The organism is Pseudoalteromonas sp. A757 (assembly GCF_004103285.1).
GTDB classification, from domain to species: domain Bacteria; phylum Pseudomonadota; class Gammaproteobacteria; order Enterobacterales; family Alteromonadaceae; genus Pseudoalteromonas; species Pseudoalteromonas galatheae.
Genome location: NZ_QNQN01000057.1, coordinates 70,791 through 91,330, shown reverse-complemented (window position 1 = coordinate 91,330; position 20,540 = coordinate 70,791). Strand labels below are relative to the sequence as shown.

The following is a 20,540-nucleotide window of genomic DNA, read 5'->3' as shown; positions in this document are numbered from 1 at the left end:
TCAGACCCGTTCATTTTCATGAAAATTGCTTTTTCTCCCAATTCTGCATTGGGCCAACTGTTGTTGTTACGGTCAGTGGCAATCGTTATCCAAATTGTGATGCTTGCCATAGCCGCTGTCGTATTTGGTAAACAATTTGATTTTGTTGCGGTGGTGGGAGTGGTGGCTGCGGAGTCGGCATTTCAGCTGTTAAGTATTTACGCCTATCGTAACACAAAAGAAGCAGCGCCCATTGGCATGACAATGCAATTGTTGGCGGACATTTTGTTTCTTACTATTTTATTAGATCTGACCGGCGGAGCGACCAATGCGTTCGTGTCTTTGTTGGTACTGCCAACCGTTATTGCAGCAGTAACGATCCCAACTATCAACATGTTGATGGTGTCGGCTGGGGCGATTGGCGCTTACCTTTATCTTTATATAAAAATGTCTCATGAACATGTTCATCATATGGACATGAGCACTCATTTGCTCGGTATGTTAGTTAACTTTACTTTCACTATCATAGTTGTTGTTACCGTGGTGAGCATATTGGTAAAGCAAAATCGAAAAAAAGAGCGGGCGATCGCCTTGCTAAGAGAGCAGCAGTTACAGCAAGAGCAATTAATCGCATTAGGCAGTGCGGCCGCACAAGCGACCCATCAACTCGCCACGCCAATCGCACACTTGGCTCTATTACACGAAGAGCTGGATGAGTCGTACCCAAAAGAGCCCTGTGTTCAAGAAATGTCAGAACCTCTTGGGAAATGTAAGGAGCAGCTTAATGTCTTTAGAGAATTCACTGAGTATTTAAAGTCAGCGTCTAAACAACTGATAACCATAAAGCATTTTGCTGAGCAGTTAAAAGAATTGACGAATTTACAATTTCCACAGCAGCATTTTCGATTCGATATCACTAATGTTCAAGGGGCGCTGTGCGATGATCCTATGTTGATGCCTTCGATTTTAAATCTTATTAGTAACGGTGTGCGAGCAAATGAGCAAGCAAAACAAACTGACATCGACGTGATATTTACCTCACAACTGACAGAACATGTGATCACCATACTTGATAGAGGGGAGGGGATCGCAAAAGAAAAGCTAGCGCAATTGGGCCATAATGTCGTGAGCAGCGAATCAGGACTTGGTATGGCGGTGCTGCTCAGTCATGCGACAATTGAACGGCTTGGTGGACACCTAATAATTGAAAGCGATGTGAGCTTTGGGACAAAATGTACGATTAAACTACCAAGGGTAAGTGATGAAGTTACTGCTTGTAGAAGATGATGTGCCTTATGCACAGACATTGATAAGGCGCTTGGAAAAACAAGCATTTAGTGTTGAACATGTTACTTCCATTGAAGATATGCAGGTGGCGTGTAAACAAGAGGTTTTCGGCTACATATTATTGGATATGAAACTTGGCGAGGCCAACTCAATAAACTTCATAACACAAATCAAGCAGCTCAATGCAAATGCTCGCATTGTATTATTAACGGGTTATGCCAGTATTGCGACTGCGGTTGAGGCGATAAAATTGGGCGCTGACGACTATTTAACTAAACCTGCAAGCACCAGCTTGATAGTACAAACGCTATTGGGAGAGAAAGGCCAAGAAATTGTTGAAGAAGTCATGTCTCCAGAACGACTAGAGTGGGAACATATTCAGCAAGTTTTAAAGGCAAATGAAGGTAATATCTCTGAAACCGCGCGGCAACTTAACATGCACAGAAGAACACTGCAGAGGAAATTACAAAAGAAACCTGTTTATAAGTAAGTTTTCACTTATACTCATTATTAAATAAAATGAAATATGCTGAGTTAGTCGATGATACTTTCATTTGAAGCATTAAACCTTTGGGCAATTATTCTCGCCGCTTTGTCTTCCTTTATGTTAGGTGGTATTTGGTATTCTCCCATGCTGTTTCAAAAAGCGTGGATGGAGGGGTGTGGATTGACAGAGCTTGACTTACAAGCGAGCGATCCGAAGATGACTTTTGGTGTTGCATTTCTGCTGTCTTTGCTATCCGCTGTGTTTATGGCGGTGATGCTTGATCTATCGCTCTCTTTGCTTGCGGCTACGGGAGTTGGACTTGGTGTAGGGATCTTTTTCGTCGCCTGTTCATTAGGAATAAGCTATATATTTGAGCAACGCCCGATGAAACTGTTTTTAGTCAATGGTGGCTATCACGTGTTACAGTTTACGCTCATTGCATTTATACTAAAGATCATGAGTTAATTCGGTATGGCAAAACCCAATAAAAAAGGCCCAGTTAGAACTGTTGATATTTATTGTTCTGGGTGTCGCCATCAGCTCTTTAAGTATCGTAAGGGGGGTAAGGGTAGCCTAGTTAAATGTTTCAAAGAGCGGATCACCCAAGACTTTACGACCAACCAAATAAACTGCCCCAATTGTGAGCAAGAATTTGCCCGTGATACGCTAGTGAGAGGTGCGCCAGCACTGAAAATAATCGGTGGCAAGGTAACCTTCAAGTAACGATTACTTCAATTTTCATAGCTCACCTTCTGCTGTTATCAGACAAATGTCCTGTATTGAATTTTCCAATTTGTTACTATCTCGCCGTTTGGCTTTGCTGTTTCAATGAATGAAAATGACCCTTCCCATGGAGCTGGGCCAGCCTATTGGGTCTTGCAAAATGGAAAAAACATGATCGATTTAATGTTCGATATCATCGGTATGACAGGCACTTTTTTGGTCGTTGGTGCATTTTTTATGCTACAGCTGGAAAAGGCATCTCCCGATAGTTTAACGTACAACTTAATGAACTTAAGTGGTGCGATCCTGCTACTGATTAGTCTTTGTTATAACTTTAACCTCGCAAGCTTTGTGATTGAGCTATTTTGGATCGCTGCGTCGTTAATTGGCTTATTTAAATATTTCAAAGCGAAAAAGTTGGCATCAGCTTAAGGTGTAAAAGAAAAGCCTAATCAAAAACTTGCGTAGTGGCTAGGAGCAAGTATTATTAAGTTAATCATATGCTGCTACGTAGGTTAGAGCAATCTAACACTACGAGTGAAGTGTGGGAACATAGAGCTCGTATAATATGAAAAACTTAAGCGCTTTAATTAAAGCCACGCTATTCTTAATTCCTTTTGCGGTAGTCGCTGAATCAGACGCCGCGGACTCCGATCTGTACCAGCTTTCATTTGAAGAGTTGTTGAATGTAAATGTCTCTATCGCAACTAAAACCGACGAAACGAGAGCATCGGTCCCTTCTAGTATTACTGTTTTTAATTCAGAACAAATAAATAGCTTGGGTGTCGACAATGTCTATGATCTGATGAATTTTGTACCTGGCTTTCAGTCTACTCGAGGCGATTGGGTCGGGGCTGTGCCAAAAGAGCATACCCGGGGTGTGTATTTAGATACTGGACACGTATTAGTGATGATTGACGGACAACGGCTGAATGAGTCCTCATTCGGAAAAGCTTCTGTCTATACCCCTTATATTCCTATTGAGATTATTAATAAAGTTGAGTTTATCCGAGGCCCGGGCTCCGCGCTTTATGGTAGTAATGCCTTTCTTGGTGTGATGAATATTATTACCAAAAAACGTAGTAACCAGCTTTCTGTTGGCTATGGTGAACATGGCAATGCGCAAGCAGCATTGAATCTTTCAAGGCAAGTGTCGGACGAAACGCGGCTCTATGCCAATGTAGCATTTAATAAACGCTCAGGGGATAGCTATTTTGGAGGCGCTGTAAAAGACCCGTTAGAATCACTTTTTGTTGTATTTGGAGGTAGTCATCAAGCGTTAAAGTGGCAAGTAAGGTTTAACCGTACTCAACTTGATGAGTTTTTAAATCTTTCCCGTTATTCCCCTGAAAACGAGCATAAAAGCGAGAACTATGCGGCAACAATTGAGTATGTTTGGCGAGTTACTGAGCAACTTGAGTTAACGCATAAGTTGAGTTTTATTGAGCATAATATCGAAAGTGCTGGACTTATCGTTACAGCAGAAGAAGTTGGTATCACGCAAGGTGGCGACTTTTTAGTTGGCCCAGCTTGGCAATCTAGAGATTTAACTTATAACCTAGATGGTGGTTATAAACAAAATGACCGCTTACAATGGAACTTTGGCGTTGAGTTATCAAAGGAAGAGCAAAGTAAAGCGGGCGTTAGAACTTCATATTACGACCAAAGTGCCGGTGATATTATCATCTATAACCATACTTATTTAGGTGGCATTCAAACTATATCTGATTACGCTCCTTTTTATTCGCTGCGACAAGACTTTGATTCTTATGCAGGGTATGTTCAAGCAAAGTATCGATTTAGCGAAAAACTCAGCATGTTTACGGGGGTAAGATACGATGAGGTTAAAAACATAGATGATAAATTATCTCCTAGGCTTGCATTCGTTTATGACTTTGACGAAGTAAACACTTTGAAGTTGCAATATGGGGAGTCTTTTCGCACCCCAGTTAGTAATGAGCTTAACTCAAACGATGATGTAACATCGGGTAATTCAAACTTAACGTCAGAATATGTGAAAACTACGGAACTTGTCTGGCATTATCAAGATGAGTCAAAGCAGTTCGACGTGGTATTGTTTGATAACGAACTGGAAGATTTTATTAATTTAGTTCCTGTTAATAACGAGCAAGCTGAATTTACCTTCGATAATATCTTTGAAACGAGTATGCAGGGTTTAGAAATTAACAGTAATTTTAACTTGACTGACTCAACATGGATACAAGGCGCCTACACACAACTATTTGATGAACCATTAAACGGCAGTTTTAAAAAATTTGCGGCTTTGGCGTTTACGCACAAAGTGAACGATTTTGAAATTACGTTCAATGCAATATGGCGCGACAAAACTCAGGTCCCCGTTTTTGAGGGTGCAGACATTGAGCCTTTTTCCCAAGATAGTTATTATTTATTAGGTGCAACGTTTGCCTGGCAGTGGCAGGAGGACGCGGTGTTTCAGATAAAAGCAGAAAACTTAACCGATAAAAAATATGATGTTTTTGATCCAAGGATGACGGATGGAAGAGTGCCTCAGGAGGGAAGAAATTTACGCTTGCAGATTAAGAAGTCATTTTAAATAGTCCTCGTGTGAATAAAATAGAAAAGGATGTTGTGTGAGCGTAAATACTGGATTAATTAACCAGCTATGTGCACAGATAAAAAAGCAGAGAATCGCTCAACGGCCTTTGCTAGTTGGCGTTAGTGGAGTTCAAGGCGTTGGTAAATCAACCTTAAGCAAACAGTTATCTGAGCGACTTCAGCAAGATGGCATATCGTGCGAGAGTGTATCGCTGGACGATTTCTACTTAGACCCCCAAGAGCGAGTTCAATTAGCAGAGCAATATCACCCCCTGTTTAAGCAAAGAGGCTTGCCCGGCACCCATGACCTCGTACTATTTGATACGATATTAACGCAATTTAGAGTTGGCAAAGCGTTCTCTCTTCCTGTTTTCGATAAATCCATAGACAAAAAATTACCGCGATCTCAGTGGCGACAAGTTGAAGCAGAACTGTCTGTGTTAATTCTTGAAGGTTGGTGTATTGGTATTGGTGCACAGCCAGAATCATTATTGACTCAACCGATCAATGCATATGAGCAGCAACAAGACGCAGGCGCCTTATTTCGCAAGACAGTGAATCAATTTTTAAAGCAATATTACCAACCGCGATTCGCGCAAATAGACTATCTTATTTATCTTAACGGAATGGATTTTGAACGGGTTTTCCGCTGGCGTCTGCAGCAAGAGCACCAGCTTATCAAAGCTCGAGGTCAGGGAATGGACGATGAGCAAGTTAAGCAATTTATTCAGCCATTTCATCGACTCTCTGAGTGGGGAATGCAATCCTTGGCTAATCTCGCAGATACCGAGATATGCTTAGGTGAGACAAGGGAAGTGGTTAGTGTAAAACACCGTTTCGTTGACTAGATTTTATACCAGTTGTATTAAGTAAATGATCTATCTTGAAGCGGGGAAATAGCTTTAGTAGCACCGCTCTCGCGTCCTGCTACCGCTAAGGTACCTATATCCATATAGGCAAGGCAAAAATTTTGCTATTTAGTTGTTCTAAATGAGAAATTTTTAACGAAGCTAATATGCTATTTCACCCTTCAAATTGATTAGAGAATTAATTCAATTGGTATTATTGCAGGTTTGAAAATTTAAGCCTGCTCCTCACTTAAGCAAGCTGTTATAAGCTCCTATTGGCCTTTTCATGCTGATTGATGACGTCAGGTTATTAGTGTGATGCTGGAAGTGACTCATCTATTGCATACTTTGCCTTGGGCAAATATCGATAAGCCTGTCGACGCTCATGGGAGGGCGTAAAAATTTGTATCGAGGACAGCAAACCCGATACTCTACAATGATAAGGTCGACTATCCCTTGTCTCTTGTCATGCCTCGGATAGCACCGCATCGACTTCAGTCTCTACCAACCACTCAGGGTCAATAAAACCCTTGACCTCGACAAACGTACAAGCTGGACGTTGAGTCGAGAACAACTCACCATGAGCTTTGGCTGCTTGCTCCCACTCTTTGATATTGGTCAACATAATCCTAGTACGGATAACATCTTCAATACTGCCACCTGCTTCTTCAATCGCTTTTAATGAAATTTCCAAACAATATTTCGTTTGCTCATACACATTTCCAATAAATACGGTTTGACCATTGTCTATTGGAGCTGTGCCCGCTACCGCTATATTTTTACCTATTCGACTCGCACGAGAGAATCCTATTGGTTCCTCCAAATGTGAACCAGAGCTTATCAATTTCCGCATATTCTTCCCTTAGAATTATAACTCCCACATAGGGAGCTAAGTATTGTTTGGCTAAAAAGTGAAGCGTTATCGAGCAAAGCGTTACGTGAGCAGTAGCTTGATATTCGCAATCTAATTGTAGAATGCCAAACCTAATTGCAAAATGGTGAAAACAAACATAGATGTTATCATCAATTTATCTTTGCGATGAAAATTTTGGATAAGAGGATCTTTTTGTTTTGATAGAAATCCATTTTTCATTGATTCTTCAAGGTTTGCAAAAGATATCGTTGTAATATTCATTCCCATTCTGTTGTTACACAATTTATTCCATTCATCTGGATAAACATTCTGTACATGTGCTTTTATTTTTCTTAAATGGAAAGTTCGAAAAAACAAACATGATAGCGCTGCAAAAAAAGGCAAGTAGATGAAGGCATGCACAATGAGTACTCCTTTACATTTAACATTTTAGTATTTATGCGATACGCAGTTTGTTTTGCATAATCGCTTGTTAGACTGAGGCGCAACTTGCTTGGTGTGTCAAAGTTGGTATTACTTATGTGATAGGAATATGCTTTTTAGGGGCACCAACCTATTATTATTGAAGTGTTCCCTTCGTTGCTCAGCGCTTATTATTCTGCTATTACACCTAAATTTAGCCAAATAAGCAATGACATTCGTTGCACAGAGCGCGGTATGGTCTGAATAATTACGCTGGTTAACTAATTGATTTTATTAATTAAACTTTGTCTCTTACTCATTTTCTCTGTTTTGGTCAAATAAGCACTACCGCAGCGCCGTGAGTATCTGAGCCGCAGTAGTGCTTTATATGTTAGGCTGCTAGGTCTTCAACGCCAACGATTAGCCAAGGTGCTTCACCCGTTGTTTTACGCTCTAAGTGCCATATTTCGTGGATAGGTTCTTCTTGCATGTCGCCTAGGTCACGATATTTGCCAGTAAACTTAATACTAACTTCCCAAACGTCAGGGCGTGTATCTGCTCGGACTAACTCAGCGTCAACAAACATCACTTCAGTATTAACGTCGCCTTGCTGCTCTCGCTCACGTTTGAACTCTTCAACCAACTCTGGACTTAAGTATTCAGAAACTGTCGAAAAGTCGTTGTTATTCCAAGCGGTTTGGATGGTTTGATAATGCTGTCTAGCGCCTTGTAAAAAGCCGTTGATATCAAAATCTCTAGGTAGATTCATAGGCACGCTACTTGCGCCAAAACCACCGCTAATTGGTCCTTGGCTTTGAAATTGCTGCGGTGGTGGCGTATTGTTGTAGCCACCCATAGGCGGTGCGCCTGCATAACTTGGCTGTTGTTTTCTAGCAAGCATGCCCTTAACTAATTTGAAAATTAAAAAGGCAGCAGCGGCAAGCAAAATCATTTCAAGGAACTGAAATCCCTCGAAGTCATCGCCAAGCATAGCTGCAATTAAGCCACCGGCTAATAAGCCCCCAAGTACGCCAGCCATAATACCTTTTTTACTCGATTTAGGCTTTGTTGTAGATTTTGCATTTAACGCTTGGGTATCAGTTTTTTGCTTTTGTTGAGCCTTTTGTGTTTGGTGTGTTTTGCCTGAGCTTTTACTACCAAATTTCTTTCTCGCTTCAGCATTAAAACTGGCTGTAAACAAAAAAGACACAAGGGAAAGTAACACAATGAAATGTTTCATAAAGTTCCTATATACCAAAATAACTGCCGCCATTGTAAAGAACTAACATGGCTATTTAAATAGGTATATACCTCAATTAAATTTGTATTTTAGGAAGTTTAGTAAGGATATTGAGACACCGCCCCAAAGAGTGGGGCGGTAGTATTATAACCAGCGTAGTGAGCTTGTTACTTCTGATTGGAAGGTTTCAATCGGCGTACCCCGATTTGCCACCAGTATGGTGTTGGCTTTACCATCATGAGCAATTAAGCCCTCAAAGCGATTATCACCAAAGCTATCTTTACCGTCAATCGTGCTATGTTGGCCTGCTGGCACGACAAAAACCGTGAGTGGACCAAATTCGGATTGCATAACAAGGTGAAGGCTTTTTTGGCCTTTAAAATTACAAAATGTCGCGTAAACCACTTTACCCGGCAAGTTATCGAACTTACCTCCAAACATTGCGAGCTTTTCATTAACAGTTTGCAGTGAAACCGTTTCTTGCTTTTGCAGTGCGTTTTCTTCGTAATACACATGAGCAAGCGCATGCTCACCGGTGTCGACAGGGTGCCCAAAACCACCAAAGTAAAATACTACGGCGGCAAAAAATACACTGGCTGCAATTGCAAATGGTGCGGTTGCGCGTCTAAACCAAGACATTTTCACCACATTTTTCTCTTCCGTATCAAGCTCCTTTTGTTTTGCAATAATCTTTTCAGCCAACCCCTCAGGCACATCAATATCGAGTGATTTTCCTAAGAAATCGTCGAAATCTTGCATTTCTTCGACTAGTGCTTGCAACTCAGGTTGCTGTTCGGCCTGTTTTTTGACCTCTTCATCATGAGGATCAGCAACGAGGCGGCGTCGAAATTCGAGTTCATCCATCAGTTTGATGCCCCCTTTATTGGTTCATATTCAGTCGTTAAAGCGTCTTTCAGCTGGTTGCGAGCACGGTATAATCTCGTCATCACCGTGTTTTTATTCAGCTCAAGTATATCGGCGATTTCATCACCAGAGCATCCCATAACCACTTGCAGTAGCAGAGGTTCACGATATTCTGGTGCTAAGTTGGCTATTTGTCGTTGCACAACGGTTTGTTCCATTGCATCATCCAAAGCCGAACTGGTATCGTCGACCAGCGTATCTTGTTCAACCTCCGCATAGTCAAATTGCTTGCGCTCAAAACGACGTGCATTTTCTCGTCTTAAAATAGTTAATAACCAAGGCTTTGCTGCATTTTCATCTTGTAATGAATCAAGTGCGCGCCAAGCCCGCAAAAAAGTTTCTTGTACTAAGTCTTCTGCTATTGTCGGATCGCCAGACAACCAATAAGCGAACTTATATAGCTCTTTGTGGTACATCCGAACCAGTGACTCGTAGTGATGTTGTTTACTGGCCATATCTATGAGACCTATCTTTTTGCAGGTTTATTTCAACAAAAACTCATTTTATTTTAGTTGATTTTGGAAGTGTATCTTCACACCAAGCATAATTGATCTGTTAATTATTTACTAACAAATCTAGTTCGTCTTGCAATAAAAAAGCGCCCTGAGGCGCTTATTGGTATAGACTGCTTAAATTTTGACTTTTATTAGTGTGAACCGTGCTTTTCACGCTGGTTTTAATTTCACCGTATAATTGAGACAGGTCTACTTTTGCGCTATTGCCTCCATACAGCGAGCTTTGTAGCGTTTGTACCTGCGCTCGCAATGAGCTGGACTGAAGTGCTAGCCATTGTGTCATGGTGATATTTTGTTGTTTGGTGTAGCGCAGTAGTGCCTGATAAAAGGCTGCAGGGTTATTCTGTTTGACTGCTTCTTCAAACGAAAGAAAAGGTGCTGGATTTTCATCTGTGACTGTATTTGCTTTGGGGCCGATGGCCGATTTTGCTTTGAGACGCCATACTAGTAATGTGATAAGCCATAGTGCGTATCCAAAAGCGGCGATTGCCCACATCCACAGCGGGATAATTTGCTCAGTGATCACCTTCGTTTGCGTAGCCGTTGACGGGGTTATGCTCGGGCTTGAAAGTGACTGCGCGATTGGAGCGGTCTGTGGTATGACTGGCTGATTTGGATCAGGAGTCACACTGACAGACTTACTTGGTAATGTCGCAAATTCTTCACGTTTAGTGATGGTGTTAAACCAAGGTAGTTTTACTTCGGGCAGAGTAAAATCACCGGCGAGTTGCGGTAGGTAAGCAAAAGAAATGGTTAACTGTGAGATGACTTTTCCATCTCGGGTAATTTGCTTACGTTCAGACGCGTCTGGATAAATTCTAAAGCCATTAACGTCTTCGAGTTGAATGTCAGGAAGCTGCTCTTTAGTAACACCTACAGCAGTGAGTGTTAGTGTTCTCGTGATGGGTGTTCCAACCATAAACTCGTTATCTTTGGGCTGCCATTCTTCAGAAAAATTCAAATATTCACTGGGTAGCCAGTTATCAGCAGCGTTAGCTGGGATTGGAGATACTGAAAAGTCAATGGTATTGCCAACCGCAGAAGTCGCCATTCTACGATAGCCATCTCTGATCTGACCATTGAAGATCGGCGGCTCTATGCTGAAGTCACCACTTTTTTGTGGTTGGATCATATATTCGCGAGTGAGCACCATGTAGCGTCGGCCGTCAATCACTTCGTATTCTTCATTGGCTTTGCCCAATTGTGTGAAGTTGGCTCCATCTGAAACAGGAGCACTTAGTTGGCCATCTAGTAGTTCTTTTCCTACATAGAGTTTAACGGTATAAAGCGCTGCCTGTTGAACATAGAGGTTTTTTGTCTTGAGTTCGGTTTTTACGAATATATCTTCACTTTGCTGCTCATCATCACGAGCAACAACTTTTATTTCGATAGGCTGGGTCGTTTCACCATCTACCTCTAACGCGGGAATGGTGTAAGTACCCGGGGTGCGAGCAACGAGCTGCATTTGCCAGGTGGTAGAGCTTGAAACGCTACCATTAATGATACTGGTTCTAGAGCTGGTATTCACGGGGCTGGTGATAAAGTCGTTACTAAGCACAGAAACGTCAGGAATAGTACCTTTGACTTTGCCTTCAGCGATAATCGACAACGTAAAGTATTCACCTGCGAGCACTGGGTTTTTGTCTACGCTGGCTGTGAGATTTTCCAGTGCCAACGAGGCGTGGCTTAATATCAACAAAGACAGAAAAAATAGAATGCGTTTTACCATGATTTTTCAGCTCCTCTTGGTAGACGTCTTTGTTTGCGTTGTTGTGCTTCTAGTTGCATTTTATTTCTCAATAATATGGCCGGATCATCAGGTACTTTTCTAAGCAGTTGATTAAGCTGTTGCGCTTTCTCAATTTCTTCAGGGGTAAGTGGCCGACTATCTTGCATCATTGTAGCCTGTGCCTTTTCTTCATCCTGCGGTGATTGCTCGGGATCGGGCTTAGGTACGGCTTGTGCTTGCTGTTGTTTTTGCTCTTGAGTTTGTTCGTCAGCTGCTTGCTGGTCTTGACGGGCAGCATCTAGCTCTGGCTCGTTATTGTTTTGTTCTGACTCACTTCCTGCTTGTGGATTCTGTTGGTCTTGCTGACCTTGTTGCTCCTGCTGACCTTGTTGGTCTTGCTGACCTTGTTGGTCTTGCTGACCTTGTTGGTTCTGCTGACCTTGTTGGTCCTGCTGACCTTGTTGGTCTTGCTGACCTTGTTGGTCCTGCTGACCTTGTTGGTCCTGCTGACCTTGTTGGTCTTGCTGCTCTTGCTGATCCTTTAACGCTTCGACTAACGATTTATTATCCTTCGCTTGCGTAAAATCAGGATCTAAGGACAAGGCTTTTTCGTAGGCAGAAATCGCGTCGTCTAACTTACCAAGCCGTGCTAGCGCATTGCCCAAATTGTATTGGCCTTCTGCTGAGCTTGTTTGTTCGAGTGTTTCTACCGCTCCTTCGTAATCTCCGGCTTTATAAAGGGCTGCGCCTTTTAGTACCGGATTATCGGCAAGCGCGGCCTCATCAAACGCTTCATTTTGGTAGGCCTGCAGCGCGTTTTGGTCGCTATTTTTAAACCACTGCGTCCATTCATTTGCCAGCGCTTTTTGCTGCGGCAACATCGCAAAAACAACCAAAGCACTGAGTATAACTGCGTGATTTCGAACCAATAGCAGTGCGAGTGGAATAAGTACAATCAACAGATATATTCCCGCATCTACTCGCCACTTAGCACTTTCTTGGTCGCGTTTAAGCACCGATGTATTTGCACCCAAATTAGGTTTAAATGTCTCTATGTCACTGCTGTCAGCAGTATAGCTGGCAAATTTTCCACCTTTTACTCTAGCGAGTTTTTCAAGTCGAGTTGGGAATAACTTGGGCACGACTATCTGGCCATATTGGTCTTTTAAAAAGCCGCCTTCAGGTAATTTGATTGGTGCGCCTTGCGCCGTACCTAAGGCATAGATACTCAGCTTAAATGGGCTGTCAGAAAGAAGCTTTTGTACATCTTCTGCGTCTTCTTGTTCAAGTCCATCGGTTACCAAAATAATGTCACCATAGGTTGCACTTGCACCTGTTAACAAGCTAACGGCTTCTTCGATGCCGGCATACACATTAGAGCCTTTTGAGGGCATGATCTCTGGACGAAGGCTCGGGATCAAATTCTCAAGAGTGGTGACATCAGTTGTGAGGGGCGACACGGTAAAAGCATCGCCTGCATAGGCGACTAAACCCGTTTCGCCTTCTTTAAATAGCTTTAGCATGTCTAAAGTTTTAAATCTCGCTTGCGTTAAGCGGTTTGGCGTGAGATCGGTTGAATACATAGAATAAGACATATCCAGCACTAACACTCTAGGTGCCTGAGTTTTAAATACCGGTACTTCTTGTTTTTCAATACTTGGTCCCGCAACTGCAATAATGGCCAACAAAAAGAACACAATACCAAGCCAAGAGTTACTTTGCTTTTGGTGTTTTTGACCACCGGCTCCCATCACCACCTTCATCAGGTGCGGTGCGATAAGTTGCGCTGATTTTTGATTGGACTTTTTAGACCATTGCAACGCACTATATATCACCCAAGGAATAAGAAGCCAAAGCAGATGTGGGCGAATAAATTCAAATTCCATCATATTATTTACCCTCTTAATTTTGTTCTTAGTACAACACCGAGCTGAGCCACAAAAAGCAAGCCGAGTATCGCGAGGAGAGGAATATAAAACAGTGAAATCTTAGGACGGAAAGTCTGTGTTTCATCACTAATCGGCTCTAGCTCATCGAGCATAGCGTAGATGTTTTGTAGGCCTTCCACGTCTTTTGCGCGAAAATATTGCCCACCAGTTTCTTTGGCGATATGTTGCAACGTTTTCTCGTCTATACTACTACCAGCCATAGAATTAAAACCAAATAAACCAAAACCGCGCCTACCATCTGAGCCAACACCAACGGTATAAATCTTTATGCCTTCTTCTCGGGCTAAGATCAGTGCTTCTTCAGGTTGAAGGTTGCCAGCGGTGTTTTGACCATCGGTCAGCAAAATCAAGATTTTGTTACTTTGTTCACGTTCACCAAAACGCTTTACCGACAAACCAATAGCATCGCCAATCGCTGTGGCGCGTCCAACTAAACCAATTTGTGCCTCACTAAGCATTTGGCTAACCGTCGCTAAATCTCGGGTGAGTGGCGTTTGCAAAAACGCGGTGTCACCAAAAAGAATAAGTCCCAGACGATCTCCTTGGCGTGCTTCGATAAAGTCGCTAACAACGGCTTTGACGACAGACAATCTGTCCACTAAGCGACCTTGATATTCCATATCTTGCTCTGTCATTGAAGCCGACAAGTCAACAGCAAGCATAATATCGCGTCCCTCATTTGGCACAACGATTGGGTCGTCAAGCCAAGTTGGGTTTGCCGCTGCGGTTACCAGTAACAGCCAGATGAGTGTTTCCACTAGGCTTACTTTTGCGCGCTTATTGAGTTGAGTTGTGCTCGCGAGTTGTAACTTTGCGGCACTTGGCATACGAATATTGATGTTGGTCTGCGCGATACTCGGTTTAAACTTCGCAATTAGCCAAGGCAGAGGTAACAATAAGAAGGCAAGGGGCCAACTAAACTCAAACATCGAGACGCTCCTTCACTTTGAAGGTATTAATCGCACGACATAGTTTATCGCTGAGTGCGGGGTCTTGAGTCGGTGCATATAACGAGTCGAGCTCTTGTTGAGTGAGTTCAACGCGTGTGAGTCTTGCTTGCAGCGATAACCATTCTTGGCCCGATCTACTCGCAGCGGTATCACCATAATAATGTTTTACTAAACGTTTGAGTATGGTGTGTAATGCTTGGGCATTATCCTGCAAATGACTCAGTTTTACGGCTTCCTTTTTTGCCTTTAAAAATTGCTGGCGACGATATAATAGCCAACACGTAGCCCCAAATATTGTGAGTAGAACACAAATGGCTCCCCACATTGGATAAGAAAGTGGCCACCAGCTCACGCTTTGAGGGATGACCACGTCATTAAGCTGGTCGAGTGGATTGACTTGCATTTAACCCCTCATGATTTGTAATTCGATTGGTAATGACGCGTCGTACTTTTGTAACGACATACCAGAGCGCTTGAGAAGCGCCAATCTTCGATTGAAAAAGTCAGACGCATTTTGCGAGAATTTGTCTCTAAATTGCTTGTCCATCAAGGGCAATGTCCAGTTTTGTTCGCCAGCTGAGACCTCAATCGCTTGGCTGTATTCAGGAAGATGATGCTCAAAAGGATCGCTCACCATACAACCAATTACTTCGTTATGGCGGGTGGCACGCTCTAGTAATTTAAAGCTTTCGTCATTCAACTCCGTAAAGTCAGAAATGAGATAAATCAGGCTGCCGGGTTTTGCCAGATGAACAAGTCGTTTTAAATTCTCATTGAAACGATCCCCCGAGGGGGGAGTTTCTTTTTGAATTAATGCTTGTTCGTGCAGGGCACAAAACTGATGAGCTAGCGCAAGCACTCCACGGTCGCGAGCAATCGGCTTGAGCTCGTGGTGATTACTGTCATTAAACACCACACCACCAACACGGTCGCCGCGTTGGCATGCAGCCCAAGACACCAAAATGCCTAAGTGCGCCGCAAGCACCGACTTAAGTAACAGCTTTGAACCAAATAGCATGCTTGAGGAAAAGTCACAAAATACAAAAACGGGTCGCTCTTTCTCTTCTTGAAAGAGTTTCGTGTGTGCTTCACCGGTACGTGCGGTAACTCGCCAGTCAATCGCACGAATATCATCACCATATTGGTATTGTCTGACTTCAGCAAACTCCATACCTCGACCTTTGTGCGGTGCAAGGTATTGCCCTGATTGAGCACTTTTCACTTTTCCTCTCGGTTTGAGCGAAAGTAAATGCGCCTTTGACTTATAAAAAAGTAGCTCTTTCAGGCCGAGTTCGACACCATTACTATGGCTTTCATTAAACCAGCTGGCTGAATTAAACTGCTTGATGTCGTTCATAGTATTATGGAACAGCAACCAATTCTAAAATCTTACTGATCACCTGATCTTTGGTGACCCCATCCGCCTGTGCTTCATAACTCAGCACGATACGGTGGCGTAGCACGTTATGCACCACAGCTTGAATATCTTCTGGTGTGACAAAGTCTCTGCCTTGTAGCCAAGCATGAGCACGAGAACATTTATCAAGCGCAATTGTAGCTCGAGGACTCGCGCCATAATCAATCCAGCTTGCAAGCGTTGCATCAAAGCGTTGTGGCTGTCTGGTCGCAATAATCAATTGCACAAGATATTGCTCCAGCGGCTCGGCAAGATGCATGCTTAGTACGGTTTTACGGGCCTCAAATAGGGTTGCTTGACTAATAGGTGTGAAGGTTGCTTGATACTCCTCCAACGCCTCGCCACGGGTGAGACGCAAAATATCGACCTCGGTTTCTGCGTCCGGATAATCAATATTCAAATGGAGTAAAAAGCGGTCGAGCTGCGCTTCAGGTAACGGATATGTACCTTCTTGCTCAAGCGGGTTTTGCGTCGCCATTACCATAAATAGCTCAGGCAATGGATACGTTGTTTTGCCAACGGTTATTTGGCGCTCAGCCATTGCTTCTAGTAGCGCTGATTGCACTTTGGCTGGCGCTCGGTTGATTTCGTCAGCCAAAATCAAATGATGAAAAAGCGGCCCTTTCTCAAACACAAATTCGTTGGTTTGTTGGCGATAGATATCTGTACCAGTTACATCGGAAGGTAATAAGTCAGGGGTAAACTGGACGCGTTGAAAACTGCCTTCAATACCTTTAGCTAGTGCATTTACCGCACGGGTCTTAGCAAGACCTGGAGGGCCTTCAACCAATAAGTGTCCATCTGCTAAAAGTGCGATAAGCAAGGATTCGGTCAGTGCACTTTGTCCTAAAATTTGGGTATCTAAATATTCTTTTAGTTGAGAAAACTCGTTTACTGCCATGAGACTGCCTTTTAAGCCGACAAAAATAAAAATAGTTATATGGACGCTGAATGAATAATCAAGTTGATTAGACTCATAATTTTAGAAAAGTTCATAAATTTTAAATAACAATTTCAAATACTTTGAGATCGACTAAAAATACATCTAAAGTTGATTTTCACGGTTTAAAAAGCAGCCATTTCGTGCTTTGCTATTGGCAACTGCGATTTGGTTGTTTAGAATCGAAGGAAATTAACAGGTCAGACCTGTCAGCGGGAGAGCAAAATTCATGTCTGAACAAAACATACTAAAAACATCAAAAGGCGACCGAATCGCTATCGTGAGCGGCCTGCGTACGCCATTCGCAAAGCAAGCTACCGCTTTTCATCACGTTCCAGCCCTAGATTTAGGTAAAATCGTCGTCAACGAGATGCTTGAGCGTTTGAATTTCGATCGTAAAGAAATCGACCAACTGGTATTCGGCCAAGTTGTACAAATGCCGGAAGCACCTAACATTGCGCGTGAAATCGTGCTTGGCACTGGCATGCCAGTTTCTGTTGACGCTTACTCTGTATCACGTGCATGCGCAACCAGTTTCCAAGCGATTGCTAACGTTGCAGAGAGCATTATTTCGGGCCAAGTGAGTGTTGGTGTTGCTGGTGGTGCGGACTCATCATCAGTGTTACCGATTGGCGTGAGCAAAAAGCTTGCAGGTAGCCTTGTTGACTTGAATAAAGCACGTACGCTTAAGCAGCGTTTACAGATTTTCTCAAAGCTAAGACTCAAAGACTTACTGCCAGTGCCACCAGCAGTTGCGGAATATTCGACAGGCTTATCAATGGGGCAAACCGCTGAGCAAATGGCTAAGACTCACGGGATCAGCCGTGCAGATCAAGATGCGATGGCGCACCGCTCACATACCTTAGCTGCAAAAGCATGGTCGGAAGGCTTATTAAACAATGAAGTGATGGCTGCCCATGTTGAGCCATACAAAAGCTTTATTGATAAAGATAATAACATCCGTGAAAACTCCTCATTGGAAAGCTACGCCAAGTTAAAGCCTGTATTTGACAGACAGCACGGCTCAGTAACAGCAGCAAATGCAACGCCACTGACCGATGGTGCAGCGGCAGTATTAATGATGAGCGAAAGCAAAGCCAAAGCGCTTGGCTACGATATCTTAGGTTATGTGCGTAGTTTCGCCTTCTCTGCAATCGGCGTACACGAAGATATGTTGATGGGTCCTGCACATTCAACACCTATAGCACTTGACCGAGCGGGTATTACACTTGCTGATCTTGACCTGGTAGAAATGCATGAAGCTTTCGCAGCGCAAGCGCTGTCCAATATGAAAATGTTTGGCTCAGACAAATTCGCGCAAGAAAAACTTGGTCGCAGTAAAGCAATTGGCGAAATCGACATGGATAAGTTTAACGTGCTTGGTGGCTCACTTGCATATGGTCACCCATTCGCCGCAACTGGCGCACGCTTGATCACGCAAAGCCTACATGAGCTTAAGCGCCGTGGCGGTGGTCTTGCATTGACAACTGCCTGCGCTGCAGGTGGTCTTGGAGCAGCATTCGTATTGGAGAGCGCATAATGTCAGTATTTTCTTATGAATTAAACGACCATAAAGTCGCCATCGTTACAATCGACGTACCGGGCGAAAAGATGAACACCCTACGTGATACATTTGCTGATGAATTATTAGAGATCATCGCAAAGAGTAAACAAGATGATGTAACGGGTATGGTTTTTATCAGTGGTAAAGACGATAACTTTATCGCTGGTGCAGACATTAAAATGCTGGATAGCGCTAAAACCCGCGAAGATGCGTTAGCGATTTCGGAAATGTGCCATAAAACCTTCTTTAAATTGGCAGATTTACCATTCCCAACTGTAGCGGCGATCCACGGCGTAGCGCTTGGTGGTGGTTTAGAGTTTGCGCTGGCTTGTGATTATCGTGTGTGTAGTGAAGACAGCAAGACTAAACTGGGTCTTCCTGAAGTACAGCTTGGTCTATTGCCAGGCGGTGGTGGTACACAGCGCCTACCGAAATTAGTTGGTATTCAAAAAGCACTTGAATGGATGCTAACTGGTAAACAAGTTCGACCTAAGCAAGCGAAAAAAGCGGGCCTAGTTGACGATTCCGTGCCGCACAGTATTTTGCTCGACGTAGCGGTGAAGCTTGCTAGAAAAGGTAAACCTAAACCTCGCAAACCGAAATTAGACAAAGTTAGTCAGTTGCTAGAGTCTAACCCGTTCGGACGTAATATCATTTTCAAAAAAGCACAAGAAAATGTTGAGAAAAAAACGGGTGGTCACTATCCAGCGCCAATCGCTATCATTAAAGCGGTACGCGCATCTGTAGAGCTAGACAAGCTTAAAGGTTATAAAACCGAAGCTGAGGGTTTTGCTGATTTAGTGATGTCAGAAGTATCGCGCTCGCTCCGTGGAATTTTCTTTGCGACAACGGAAATGAAAAAGGATTTCCAAGGTAAAGATCTTGCTCCTGTGCAGCGTGTTGCAGTGCTAGGTGGTGGCTTAATGGGCGCAGGTATTACCTATGTTAGTGCGGTTAAAGCAGGCACACCAGTACGTATTAAAGATGTTGCGCATCAGGGCATTAGCAACGCATTAAATTACAGCTATAAGATCCTAACGCAACGCCAAAAGCGCCGTATTATTTCAAAGGCAGAGATGCAGTCAACTTTGAATATGATCACGGGGACAACAGATTACTCTGGTTTTAAACACACAGACATGGTCATTGAAGCCGTATTTGAAGACCTAGACCTTAAACAGTCGATGGTGGCGGATATTGAACGCGAATGTAGTGAGAGTACAATATTTGCAAGTAATACGTCATCATTACCAATCGGCCAAATCGCGGCAAAAGCGACGCGTCCTGAAAACGTAATTGGTTTGCATTATTTCTCACCAGTAGAAAAAATGCCACTGGTGGAGATCATTCCGCACGACGCCACCAGTGATGAGGTTATTGCGCGCACTGTGGCTTTTGCCCGTAAGCAAGGCAAAACCCCAATCGTCGTAAAAGACAAAGCTGGTTTTTACGTAAACCGTATTCTGGCACCTTATGTCAACGAAGCGGCAAATCTTTTGCTTGCTGGCGAGCCGATAGAGAAAATCGATCAAGCCTTGGTTGAGTTTGGTTTCCCAGTTGGTCCTCTTGCGCTTCTTGATGAAGTAGGTGTAGACATTGGCTCTAAGATTGCGCCAATCCTAGAAAAAGAATTAGGCGCTCGCTTTAAGGCGCCAGATGCTTTTGCACGTATGATAGATAGCAAACGTCTAGGTCGTAAATCTGGTCGTGGTTTCTACACCTATGAAGGTAAAAAAGGCAAGCAAGTGGACGATTCAGTCTATGAATTACTTGGTGTCACGCCTTCTCCTAAATTGAATAAACAAGAAATTGCGAACCGCTGTGTTGCACAGATGCTCAATGAGGCTGCGCGCTGTCTTGATGAAGGTATTATTCGTAATGCAAGAGATGGTGATATTGGTGCTATTTTTGGCATTGGTTTCCCACCGTTCTTGGGCGGCCCATTTAGTTATATGGACAAAAAAGGCGCCAATAAGGTGTGTTCAGAGCTATCAACATACGCAGCTGACAACCCTGTATTTACACCTGCGGAGCCGCTACTCGCAATGGCCGAAGAAGGCAAAGCTTATTACGAGTAATGATGCCAATGTATCTTAATACTCGTTAGTGAAAATATCCTATCTGTAAGCCGCTGT

The 20,540-nt window shown here is 43.2% G+C and carries 20 protein-coding genes; 9 read left to right on the top strand and 11 right to left on the bottom strand.

All coding sequences use genetic code 11. The features are described 5' to 3' along the window. Positions 1 to 18: 18 nt before the first annotated feature. From DRB05_RS04090 to DRB05_RS04060, 7 genes are all read left to right on the top strand, one after another. The gene (locus tag DRB05_RS04090; RefSeq protein WP_128725804.1) at positions 19 to 1,266 is read left to right on the top strand and encodes a HAMP domain-containing sensor histidine kinase; all 1,248 of its coding nucleotides are present in this window, start codon (positions 19 to 21) and stop codon (positions 1,264 to 1,266) included. Continuing rightward, positions 1,241 to 1,756, top strand: coding sequence for a response regulator (locus DRB05_RS04085; RefSeq protein WP_128725803.1), 516 nt, complete (start codon positions 1,241 to 1,243; stop codon positions 1,754 to 1,756). The genes DRB05_RS04090 and DRB05_RS04085 overlap by 26 nt, the downstream gene beginning before the upstream one ends. A gap of 51 nt (positions 1,757 to 1,807) precedes the next feature. Next, positions 1,808 to 2,218, top strand: coding sequence for a DUF1761 domain-containing protein (locus DRB05_RS04080; protein WP_128725802.1), 411 nt, complete (start codon positions 1,808 to 1,810; stop codon positions 2,216 to 2,218). 6 nt (positions 2,219 to 2,224) lie between these two features. Then, a complete protein-coding gene (locus DRB05_RS22890) occupies positions 2,225 to 2,476 on the top strand; it encodes a hypothetical protein (RefSeq protein ID WP_128725801.1) in 252 nt (83 codons plus the stop codon). A 171-nt stretch (positions 2,477 to 2,647) separates the two neighbouring features. Continuing rightward, entirely contained in the window at positions 2,648 to 2,908 is a 261-nt protein-coding gene (locus tag DRB05_RS04070; RefSeq protein WP_128725800.1) for a hypothetical protein, read from the top strand. 136 nt (positions 2,909 to 3,044) lie between these two features. Then, positions 3,045 to 5,051 carry a TonB-dependent receptor gene (locus tag DRB05_RS04065; RefSeq protein WP_128725799.1) on the top strand — a complete coding sequence of 669 codons (2,007 nt, stop codon included), beginning with the start codon at positions 3,045 to 3,047 and terminating at the stop codon, positions 5,049 to 5,051. 37 nt (positions 5,052 to 5,088) lie between these two features. Beyond that, on the top strand, positions 5,089 to 5,901 hold the full coding sequence (locus DRB05_RS04060) for a kinase (protein ID WP_240036199.1): 813 nt from the start codon (positions 5,089 to 5,091) through the stop codon (positions 5,899 to 5,901). 466 nt (positions 5,902 to 6,367) lie between these two features. On the opposite strand, the gene DRB05_RS04055 is transcribed toward DRB05_RS04060, so the two are convergent. The 11 genes from DRB05_RS04055 to DRB05_RS04005 all read right to left on the bottom strand — a co-directional run bounded on the left by DRB05_RS04055 (position 6,368) and on the right by DRB05_RS04005 (position 16,802). After that, positions 6,368 to 6,754, bottom strand: coding sequence for a RidA family protein (locus DRB05_RS04055; protein WP_128725798.1), 387 nt, complete (start codon positions 6,752 to 6,754; stop codon positions 6,368 to 6,370). A 111-nt stretch (positions 6,755 to 6,865) separates the two neighbouring features. Then, on the bottom strand, positions 6,866 to 7,177 hold the full coding sequence (locus DRB05_RS04050; RefSeq protein ID WP_128725797.1) for a hypothetical protein: 312 nt from the start codon (positions 7,175 to 7,177) through the stop codon (positions 6,866 to 6,868). A 391-nt stretch (positions 7,178 to 7,568) separates the two neighbouring features. Next, positions 7,569 to 8,417 (bottom strand): Tim44-like domain-containing protein, encoded by an 849-nt coding sequence (locus DRB05_RS04045; RefSeq protein WP_128725796.1) that lies wholly within the window; start codon positions 8,415 to 8,417, stop codon positions 7,569 to 7,571. 144 nt (positions 8,418 to 8,561) lie between these two features. Further along, positions 8,562 to 9,281 carry a DUF3379 family protein gene (locus tag DRB05_RS04040; protein ID WP_128725795.1) on the bottom strand — a complete coding sequence of 240 codons (720 nt, stop codon included), beginning with the start codon at positions 9,279 to 9,281 and terminating at the stop codon, positions 8,562 to 8,564. Beyond that, positions 9,281 to 9,796, bottom strand: a complete 516-nt coding sequence (locus DRB05_RS04035; RefSeq protein WP_010605216.1) for a sigma-70 family RNA polymerase sigma factor — start codon at positions 9,794 to 9,796, stop codon at positions 9,281 to 9,283. The genes DRB05_RS04040 and DRB05_RS04035 overlap by 1 nt, the downstream gene beginning before the upstream one ends. A gap of 157 nt (positions 9,797 to 9,953) precedes the next feature. Then, the gene (locus DRB05_RS04030) at positions 9,954 to 11,585 is read right to left on the bottom strand and encodes a BatD family protein (RefSeq protein ID WP_128725794.1); all 1,632 of its coding nucleotides are present in this window, start codon (positions 11,583 to 11,585) and stop codon (positions 9,954 to 9,956) included. Continuing rightward, entirely contained in the window at positions 11,579 to 13,471 is a 1,893-nt protein-coding gene (locus DRB05_RS04025; protein WP_128725812.1) for a VWA domain-containing protein, read from the bottom strand. The genes DRB05_RS04030 and DRB05_RS04025 overlap by 7 nt, the downstream gene beginning before the upstream one ends. Positions 13,472 to 13,479: 8 nt before the next feature. Further along, positions 13,480 to 14,463 (bottom strand): VWA domain-containing protein, encoded by a 984-nt coding sequence (locus tag DRB05_RS04020; RefSeq protein WP_128725793.1) that lies wholly within the window; start codon positions 14,461 to 14,463, stop codon positions 13,480 to 13,482. Continuing rightward, the gene (locus tag DRB05_RS04015; protein WP_128725792.1) at positions 14,456 to 14,887 is read right to left on the bottom strand and encodes a DUF4381 domain-containing protein; all 432 of its coding nucleotides are present in this window, start codon (positions 14,885 to 14,887) and stop codon (positions 14,456 to 14,458) included. Before DRB05_RS04015 ends, DRB05_RS04020 begins: the two co-directional genes overlap by 8 nt. Then, entirely contained in the window at positions 14,888 to 15,841 is a 954-nt protein-coding gene (locus DRB05_RS04010) for a DUF58 domain-containing protein (RefSeq protein ID WP_128725791.1), read from the bottom strand. A 4-nt stretch (positions 15,842 to 15,845) separates the two neighbouring features. Then, positions 15,846 to 16,802, bottom strand: coding sequence for a MoxR family ATPase (locus DRB05_RS04005; RefSeq protein WP_128725790.1), 957 nt, complete (start codon positions 16,800 to 16,802; stop codon positions 15,846 to 15,848). Positions 16,803 to 17,070: 268 nt separating this feature from the next. On the opposite strand from DRB05_RS04005, the gene fadI reads away from it, so the two are divergent. Continuing rightward, entirely contained in the window at positions 17,071 to 18,381 is a 1,311-nt protein-coding gene (gene fadI, locus DRB05_RS04000) for an acetyl-CoA C-acyltransferase FadI (protein WP_128725789.1), read from the top strand. Beyond that, the gene (gene fadJ / locus DRB05_RS03995) at positions 18,381 to 20,483 is read left to right on the top strand and encodes a fatty acid oxidation complex subunit alpha FadJ (RefSeq protein WP_128725788.1); all 2,103 of its coding nucleotides are present in this window, start codon (positions 18,381 to 18,383) and stop codon (positions 20,481 to 20,483) included. The genes fadI and fadJ overlap by 1 nt, the downstream gene beginning before the upstream one ends. The last annotated feature ends 57 nt before the right edge of the window (positions 20,484 to 20,540 follow it).